Origin of the sequence: Halochromatium sp. (assembly GCF_046541315.1) — a bacterium.
Lineage (GTDB): Bacteria > Pseudomonadota > Gammaproteobacteria > Chromatiales > Chromatiaceae > Lamprobacter.
Window position 1 is genome coordinate 1 of sequence record NZ_JBKHDN010000116.1, and the last position, 8908, is coordinate 8908.

Genomic DNA, 8908 nt, shown 5'->3' on the forward strand with positions numbered 1-8908 from the left:
GCCGAGATCATGGCGGTCTCAGCGGCGGCGCTGGTGGCCGCGCCCCTGCCGTTGCTGCCGCTGCAGATCCTCTATATCAATTTCGTCTCCGACGTGATGCCCGCGCTCGCGCTCGGCCTCAGCCCGGGCGAGCGCGGCCTGATGCAGCAGTCACCCCGTGCACCGGACGAGCCCATCCTGACGCGACGTCACTGGACGGCCATCGTCGGCTATGGCGCACTGATCGCCGCCACGGTGCTGGCGGCCTTCGCCATCGCCCTGCTACCGATGCAGCTGGACACCGCCCACGCGGTGACCATCGGCTTCTTGACCTTCGGCTTTGCGCGGCTTTGGCACGTGCTGAACATGCGCGGTACGGCGTCGAACCTGCTCGTCAACGAGGTCACGCGCAACCGCTATGTCTGGATCGCGATCGCCATCGGCGTCGCGCTGCTGGTCGCCGCGACCTATATCGGGCCACTGGCTGCGATCCTCTCGATCCAGATCCCGATGGCCAGCGAATGGCTGCTGATCCTGGGGTTCTCGCTGCTGCCGCTGATCCTGGTGCAGCTCGGCAAGCTGGTGGCGCATCACCTGATCCGGCGTCGGCGCTCGTCCCGATCGGATCAGCAGTCGCCCGCGAGCCGATAACCTGAGCCCGTCATCCGAGCCAATAACCTGCGCAGCACACCCCGTTTGCCACCAAGGAACACATCGCGCTATGCCCGCAAAATAACCCCGACAGCGCTCACGCTGGCATCTCGCCCGCGCGCACCATGCGGCCGAGGTCCGCGCGCGTCTCGCCTCCGAAGGGGGCGCCATATCGAGGAGGTGTCGGAACATCAATGCTTGGAGCTGCGCGAGGTGTTCGCCGCCAAAGGCTTCGAGGACGGTGGCTCCACGAACAAGGATCCGGCACCGCGTTTGATCTCATGGGTTTCGCCGGCGCTGAGCGAGACCGTCTCGGACCCCGTCGTGAGCCGAATCACGTCGGCCTCCGGTGAGATCGCGCGCAGCCGCACCCGGTCGTGACTGACCTCGAGCTCAATGGTCTGGCCGCGATACCGCAATCGGAAACGGAGCCGCTTCAGCTCCTCGGGGAGCACGGGATTGAGCCAGAGTCGCTGATCGCGCACCTCAATACCCGCGTAGCAGCGCTGGATGAGGTCGACGGTGCCGGCCATGGCGCCCAGGTGAATGCCTTCTGAGGTGGTGCCACCCTGGATGTCGGCGACGTCGCTCTCCAGCGCCTGGGTGAACAGCGACCAGGATCGGGGTCGATCGCGCCGGGCCAGGACCCAGGCATCCACCACCCGGCTCAGGGTCGAGCCGTGGCTGGTGCGGGCGCTGTAGTATTCGATGTTGCGTGGGATCATCTCGGGGTCGAATGCGTAGCCGAGACGGGCGAACAGACGCTCCAGCGCTTCGGTCGAGAACAGATAGAAGAGCATCAGCACGTCGGCCTGCTTGGTGGCCTTGTAGTGGTTCGGTGAGTCGCCCTCGGCCTCGAGGATGCGGTCTAGGCGTTGGATGTCGCCATAGCGCTCGCGATAGGCCTCCCAATCAAGCTCTTTGAGTCGCTCGAAGCCCTCGAACTGACTGATGATGGCGTCGTCGTGGAAGCACAGGCGCAGCTTGCGGCTGACGTTGTCCCAGTGCTGCAGCTCATCGGCCGAGATGTGCAACTGCTCGGTGAGTTCGGACCAGCGCTCTTGCGGCAGGTAGTGCGGCAGTTCGAGGGCGCGCCACAGCACCCAGGTCGCGGTCAGCGTGGTGTAGGCGTGGTTGTCAAGCCCGGGCTCCTCGCGGTCGGGATAGCCGGTATGGAATTCGTCTGGCCCCACGACCCCGCAAATCTCGTAGCGGTCCAGCTCCTGGTTGTGGCGGGCGATGCTGGCCCAGAAGCGTGCGATCTCGAGCAGCATCTCGGCGCCGTAGAAGGACAGGAATTCGTTGTCACCGCTGGTCTCGACGTACTGCCAGAGGTTGTAGGCAATGGCCGAGTTCACATGTCGCTGCAGCCGGGTCTCATCCGGGGTCCAGCGTCCGGAGCGCGGATTCAGATGCAGCCGTTGGCTCTCCTCGCGGCCGTTACTGCCACTCTGCCAGGGATACATCGCGCCGCGAAATCCGGCCGCCTGGGCCGCCTCGCGCGCCGCGCCCAGACGGCGGTAGCGGTACATCAGCAGCGAGCGCGTAATCTCAGGCAGTCGCAGATCCAGGGTGGGGAAGATGAACAATTCATCCCAGAAGATGTGGCCTCGATAGGCCTCGCCATGCAGTCCGCGCGCGGGCACGCCAACATCGAGGTCCATCACCGGCGGTGAGGCGGTGACCAGCAGGTGGAAGATGTGCAGACGCAGGATCGACGCGATGCGCCCGCCATCCTCGTCACGCAGGTCGATCTCGAGGTCGAAGCGCCGCCAAAGCTGATGCCAGACCAAGGCGTTGCTTTCGTGCAGGGCCTGGAATCGAGGCAGTGGGCCAATGGCCGAACGTGCCTCCTGGCCGCATTCGGTGATCGCTGTGTCGCGCGAGCTGTAGAGGGCCATCAACTTCTCGAGAGTGACGGGCCGATTGGACTCCAATTGCAGCTGGAAGCGCTGGGTGATCTGATCGGGCTCGCATTCGACATGGGCATCGAGTGCGAGCCGCTGAGCGCCACGATAGACGCGGGTGCGCGCCGCCAGTGCGACCTCCAAGCGCGATTGACGGGTGCGCATCTTCAGGAAGATGCCGTCGTCGTCCACCGGCTGCGATGCCAAGGGCTCGAGGTGCTCGCTCTCGAGGCCACGGTAGCGCTCAACACCTTCGTTGAGGACGCGACCGTCGAGGGCACTCACCACCTCCACCGAGCCGGACCAGTTGCAGGCGGTCAACTCGGTCTCGAGAGCGGCCAGGTGTTGGTCCTTCATGTGCACCAGACGCCGCTGACGCAGCTGCGTCTCGCGACCACCGGGCTCGCGGATGCGCATCTCGCGCAGCAGGATGCCATCGCGCATCGCCAGCGTCTGGCGATAATCGAGCAGCTCCACCTGCTCGAGGTCGAGCCAGTCGCCGTCGCCGAAACGCAACCGCAACGGCAGCCAGTTGGGGAGGTTGACCAGATCCTCGTTCTCGATCACCCGGCCTTTGATCTCGCTCTTGGCGCGGTTATAGCCGCCGGCCAGGTAGGTGCCAGGGTAATGGGTCTCACCAGCGGTTGACTCAGGGGCTGCACCGCGGGTCGCGAAAGAGCCGTTGCCGAGCGTACAGAGGGCCTCGCGCAGCGGTTCCTGCTCAGGCTGATAGTCGTGGTAGCTCCAGTACCAGTCACCTGTCTGCTCACCCATCCAATCACTCATCGCGCTCGCCCCCCGTCAGATGGCGTAGCAGCGTCTCAACCTCGGCTGGTGTGCGCAGTCGATAATCGGCGGCACTCGGACGGGCGTCTTCTGCGACCAAGATGCCGATACCGCCGATCTGGCGCAGTGCGCGGAAGGCGTCTTCATCGGTCTCGTCGTCGCCGAGGTAGAGCGGCAGGACATCGGGGCCGTCGAGCTTCAGCTCAGACAGCAGCCAGCGCACCGCCCGTCCCTTATCCCAATCGACATCTGGACGCAGCTCGAAGACGCGTTTGCCCGCGGTCTTGCGCAGACCGTCGACGTTACGCCGGGCTTGATCCACGGCCTCCTGTACCCGCGGCAGATCGGCATCGCTCACCTGACGCACATGGACGGCGACCGCGAAGCGCTTGCGCTCGATACGCACGCCGTCGACGTTCTCAAGACGCTCCTCAATGGCATTGGCCGCGCGGTCGAGGTCATCGAGCGCATCCATGCCTTCCGGTCGCTCCAACCGCAGCTCGGGTCCACGGATGTGAAAGCCATGGCTGCCGGCGTAGATGACCTGCTCGAGCCCGACCAAGCTCCTGACGTCGTCGAGATCGCGGCCGCTGATCAGTGCCAGCGGCATCCGCTGTGCGGCGTCCCGCAGGGCGCGGCGCATGCTGGTGCTGAGGTGCGCATCCTCTGGCCGCTCGACGATCGGGGTCAGGGTACCGTCGTAGTCGAGAAACAGGGCAGGCCGCCGATCAACGAGCCGATCCGTGAGTTGTCTGGGATCTTCGAGCAGCGGTGGTGACTCGGTCTGCGCGGATTGGATACCGATCTGGCACAGGTTGTCGAAGACCCGGTCAGCGCCTTTCTCCAGCAGCGCGTCGCGCTGGCGACCGGTGCGGTCGATGCCAATGACGAGGCCGAAGTGGCCGCGGCTCGCGGCCATGACGCCGGCGGTGGCGTCCTCGAGGACGGCCGCGCGCTCGGGCACGCAGCCGAGCTGATGGGCGGCCTCGACAAAGGTGTCCGGGTCTGGCTTGCCGGCCAGCTCGAGATCCTCAGCCTCGACCCCATCGAGACGCACATCGAACAGTCCGTCGAGTCCGGCCTTCTCTAGGATCAGGTCGCAGTTCTTGCTGGCCGTGACCACTGCGGTGCGAAAACCGGCGCGGTGCAGCCGTTGCAGCAGCTCGACGGCGCAGTCGTAGACGACGACACCGCGCTGCTCGATCAGCGCTCGGAAGCTGGCATTCTTGCGGTTGCCGAGCCCGTAGAGGGTTTCGCGCTCGGGTGGGTCATCAGGCTCGCCGTCAGGCAGATCGATGCCGCGGGCCAAGAGGAAGTGCTTGACGCCCTTGACCCGCGGTCGGCCGTCGACGTAGCGACGATAGTCGCGCGTTTCGTCGAATGGACTGTGATCCTCGCCGGCCGCTGCCGGCCGCGATTTCAGATAGGTGTCAAACAGGCGCTTCCAGGCCTCCGCATGGATCTCAGCGGTTCGGGTGATGACGCCGTCGAGGTCGAACAGCACGGCATCGAGCTGTTCGCGAAAGAAAACGGGCTGTGCATCGGGCATCGCAGATCAACTCCGAAGCAGCAAGTCAGTGTGGCGCGGCCAGACGGCTGTGCCAACGCGTTCCAGTGCCAATCGATCGATCGATCAACCGATCGAGCACCAGGATAGCCGCAGGTTAGCGGCCTCTACTCGGGTTACGCAATGCACGTGCCCAATGCGGCCTGTTTTTCAGATCGGTTGGCAGCCGCAGGCCCTGGCTTGATCAGCACCTTGATCCGCAGTTGGGCTCGAGGTTTCGACTTCGCATCGCACCAATGGCTTGTTCATTCCCCACAACTGATGGCTGTAGGGAATTTGCTCGATTCCGCGCATTTGATCGATCCTATTGGCCAACGGATAAACGATTTGGCTAATGGATAAACGATAACGCCCGGCCCGACTCATCGCTCGTCTTCTCCGTCGTTCTGCAAGCAGTCAAGAAGTCAACCTCGGCTCGGGTCCTTATGCCCCAGGCAAAGGTGCATCTCAACCAGCTGCACCAGGCCCCGGTCCCGACATCAGCATCGGCTGCCCTTATTCAGGGGTCACCGGCGGCTGCGCCCTGATGGGCGTGCTCGCTGAGCTGCCGACAGTCTGCCAACGCTTGTCGCAGCTCGGCCAGCGGCGCCACGTCGGTGGCTGCGGCATCCTGGCGCACCGCCTGCCGCAAGGCATGGACGTGACGCCTTGCCCCAACGCTGATCAGCGGTCGCGCGGCGCCCGCGAGCGCCACGCTGGCAAGGACGCCACCGGCGAGTAGCGCGAACGGCCAAGTGATCTCGCCAAGCAGCGCCGGCGTCGGCACCGGCGGCAGCCCGAGCCACTCCGGCAGGCCGCGGCCGGCGAGCCAGACGAAGCCAAACGCTGCAACCATCTCCGCCGCCAGGCGCAACCGCCGCACCCCGCTCCACCAGCGCCGCGGCGACGGCTCGAGCGGCAGCTCCGCCAGCCGCTGCCGCAGATCCTCGGTCAGCGCTGCCGCCGCCGAGGCCGCCTGTTGGCGCACTCGGCCGGCCGCCGGCTCGGGCAGCTGGTCCGCCGCCACGGAGACCGCTTCAAGCAGACCCTGGCGAACCCGCGGCTCGGCCACCGAGGGCCGCGGCGGCTCCTGGCCTTGCCGAGGCTCCTCAGTCGGACGCCCAAATCGGCGGGCAACGGCACGGCCGAGCACCCCCCGCAGTGGCGAGCCGGTGGCCTGTCCCGCGGCACGGCGATAGGCGCTGTCAGCGCTCGCGAGCAACGCGGCCTCGTTCACGGCCTCGCGTTGGTGACTGGCCAAGGCGTCGGTGTCCAGCACCAGGGTCTCCGGCGGCGGTAGCTGCGCCGCGCTCCGCTCCATCAAGTCCGCCACATCGGCGCGGATGCGCTCCCGCGGGGCCCGCCGCTCGCGAACCACGGCGCTGATCCGCTGGCGCAGCTCGGCAATGCCCTCGCCGGTGGTCGCCGCCGTCGGCAGGAGCTGTGCCGCGGCCAGGTCCTGCTCGGCAAGGAGATCGCGCAGATGGGCGAGATCCGTTTCTCGATCCGCCTCGTCGAGCCGGTCGATATGGTTCAGCACCACCAGCAGCACCCCTGCGTGATGGGCCAGGCGGGCGAAATAGCGTTTGTGCGTCAGGGCCTGGGCGTACTTGAGCGGGTCCATCACCCAGAGCAGCAGATCGCAGCGCTCGATCAGTCGCTCTGCCACCTGCGCATGCTCACGGACCGTAGAGTCCACGTCGGGCAGATCCAGCAGCACCGCGCCCCGCAGCGGTGCCAGCATTCCCTCGGCGGGCAGCGGATGGCGCTCCTCGACCTGCAGCCAGTCGAGCAGCGGCTCGGCACCGGTGGCATCGCCGATCGGCACCGCCTGCGCGCGCTCGGTGGTGGGCCGGCGCACCCCGGCTGCGGACAGCGTCTGCCCGACAAGGGCGTTGACCAGGGAGGACTTGCCGCTGCCGGTGCCGCCCGCGACGGCGACCACGACATGGTCGTGCGAGTGGGCCAGGCGCTGCCGCGCGCGCTCGCGCAGTGCTGTCATCTCGTCGATCAGCGCCGACGGCAGCCGTCCGGCGCCCAGGGTCTCGAGCGTCTCCAAGGGTTCGAGCACGGCCGCAGACGTCTCCTGCCCGAGCGCTGGCGCCTTGGTTGCGCCTTGCTGCTGCGTCGAGGGCATCAGTCGCGCTCCTCCAGCGCATCGCGCCGGTGCTGGAGCGCGGCCACCGCGTCCGGTGGCGGAGCGGCGGCGGCAAGCAGGTCCCGATAGGCCCGCGCATCCTCCTCGGCGAGGCCCTCCACCCGGTGCTGGAGATCCTCGCGGATGTCCTTGAGCAACTGCTCGACGTTGTGCTCGCCGAGGAGCCGCGCGAGTAGGGCCTGGGTTGTCGTCGAGCCGGCCGCAGTGACCACCACCTCGGTGCCGGTCAAGCCAAAACCGCCGCCGAGGGTGAACAGCACCAGCAACGCCGTGGTCAGGGTGGCGTTGACGCCGGTGGTGGCCCGCCGAGCCCACCGCAGCCGGGAGCGGCCGATGGTGTCCACATGCTCCGCGACCTGCCGCTCCCAGTCCGCCACCAAACGCTCGGCGGCCTCGCGCCTGGCCACGCGGCCGGCCGCGCGGGGCTGGTCGTGGCGGGTGAACAGCGCGCGTCCCGCCTGATCCTGCTGCCACGCGCTCTCCACCTCGGCAGCGGCACTGTCGAGCACCCTGCGCAAGACCCTGGCAATACGCTCACGGGCGTGCTCCTCCGCCTCCTCGGCAACGCGCTGGCCGCCGCGCCCAGACCATGGCAGCCAGCGCAACCACCGCCGCGACAGGTAGTCTGCTGCGGCGTTGAGCTGACGCTGCAGCCAGCCGCTGCCCACCAGCTCGTTCCAACGGCGCAGGATCTCATGACGCAAGGGCTCGCCCGCTTGGAGCTCGGCCAGTAGCTGTCCGTCGAGGTCGGTATAGCCGGCATCGACCGCCTTGACGAGCCGCCGGACCGCCGTCTGTTCGGTCGCGATGGCCTCGAGCAGGGCATCGATCTCCGTCGGCAGATAGCGCACGGCGCCGAGGACGGTGCGCTCGCGGTGCGCGGCGCGCTGCTCCGGCGGCGCCAGGGCGCGGATGCGCTCGAGCACCGGCGCGGCGACGGCGTCGGGCAGGCGCTCGTCGCCGATTTCGGCGGTTGGCAGATGCAGGGTCTCCACTGCCCGATGCTCGACCGCTGCGAGCTTCTCGTTCAGGTCCGGCAAGATCTCCGCCGCCTCGGCCTCGCTGGCCTGGGTGAGCACGACCAGGGTAAACACATCCAGCCGCGCGGCCTGGCGCAGATAGGCCATGCCGGCTTCGTCGGCGTAGGTCCTGGCGGTGGCCAGCCAGACCCAGACATCGGCGACCTCTAGCAACCGCTCGGTGATGTCGCGGTTGGCGGTCTCGACGCTGTCCACGTCGAGGGCGTCGACGATCACCAGACCGGCCGGGACGCTCTCCAGCGGCGCGGTGTGCAGGCTGGCACGTTGCGCCTCGGCGGCCAGCACACCCCGGCGCAGGACGCTGTCTAGCTCGGTCGGGCGGCCGATCACCGTCGGCACCTCGGTGGTCGGCCGGCGCGCGCTGGTCGTGGCCACGGCGCTGCCGGCCAAGGTATTGGCCAGGGTCGACTTGCCAGCGCCCGTGCCGCCAGCGACGACCACCAGCAGGGGTTCGTCCTCCCGCTCAAGGTGGCCCATCAGGCCGTCGATACGGCGCAGGAGACGCTCCCAAAGTGGGAGCCAGGGCGCGTCGCGGCGCCGGCCCGCATCACCATCGAGGGCGAGCAGTTCGTCACGCAGGGCTTGGAGCATTTGCCGGAGCGCTGGGTGCTTCATATCAAGATGATACTTAAAGTTGAAGGCGGCCCAAACGCGGTCATCCAGAGGACGTCGACCGGCCGAGCGAATCGGCCAGTGCATTGCATTCCAGGCGGTAAATCCCTGGGGAGCGCGGTGCATTCCAGGGAAGCGCCTGGCAACGACTCAGCAGGCCATCGGCCAAGTGCTCCCCTGCTCGGCGCTAATGCGCCTTGACCTCGATCCGGCGCGGCTGGAGCTCGGC

General features: G+C 67.4%; 5 protein-coding genes. 1 reads left to right on the plus strand and 4 read right to left on the minus strand.

Annotated elements, in window-relative coordinates:
• Positions 1–630 (plus strand): cation transporting ATPase C-terminal domain-containing protein (locus ACLFQI_RS08895; RefSeq protein ID WP_410758604.1); only part of this gene is annotated, 630 nt, incomplete at its 5' end.
• Between the two features lie 191 nt (positions 631–821).
• Here ACLFQI_RS08895 and ACLFQI_RS08900 read toward each other — a convergent pair.
• From ACLFQI_RS08900 to ACLFQI_RS08915, 4 genes are all read right to left on the minus strand, one after another.
• Complete coding sequence (locus ACLFQI_RS08900; RefSeq protein ID WP_410758605.1) at positions 822–3311, minus strand: glycoside hydrolase family 65 protein; 2490 nt, start codon at positions 3309–3311, stop codon at positions 822–824.
• A gap of 4 nt (positions 3312–3315) precedes the next feature.
• Positions 3316–4872, minus strand: coding sequence for a trehalose-phosphatase (otsB, locus tag ACLFQI_RS08905; RefSeq protein ID WP_410758607.1), 1557 nt, complete (start codon positions 4870–4872; stop codon positions 3316–3318).
• A 517-nt stretch (positions 4873–5389) separates the two neighbouring features.
• A complete protein-coding gene (locus tag ACLFQI_RS08910; protein WP_410758609.1) occupies positions 5390–7006 on the minus strand; it encodes a GTPase in 1617 nt (538 codons plus the stop codon).
• Entirely contained in the window at positions 7006–8658 is a 1653-nt protein-coding gene (locus ACLFQI_RS08915) for a hypothetical protein (RefSeq protein ID WP_410758611.1), read from the minus strand. Before ACLFQI_RS08915 ends, ACLFQI_RS08910 begins: the two co-directional genes overlap by 1 nt.
• Between the last annotated feature and the right edge of the window lie 250 nt (positions 8659–8908).

Excerpts from the sequence above, each read along its gene's own strand:
- ACLFQI_RS08900 (WP_410758605.1), bottom strand. The coding sequence starts at position 3,311 with ATGGGTGAGCAGACAGGTGACTGGTACTGGAGCTACCACGACTATCAG.
- ACLFQI_RS08910 (WP_410758609.1), bottom strand. The coding sequence starts at position 7,006 with ATGCCCTCGACGCAGCAGCAAGGCGCAACCAAGGCGCCAGCGCTCGGG.
- otsB (WP_410758607.1), bottom strand. The coding sequence starts at position 4,872 with ATGCCCGATGCACAGCCCGTTTTCTTTCGCGAACAGCTCGATGCCGTG.
- ACLFQI_RS08915 (WP_410758611.1), bottom strand. The coding sequence starts at position 8,658 with ATGCTCCAAGCCCTGCGTGACGAACTGCTCGCCCTCGATGGTGATGCG.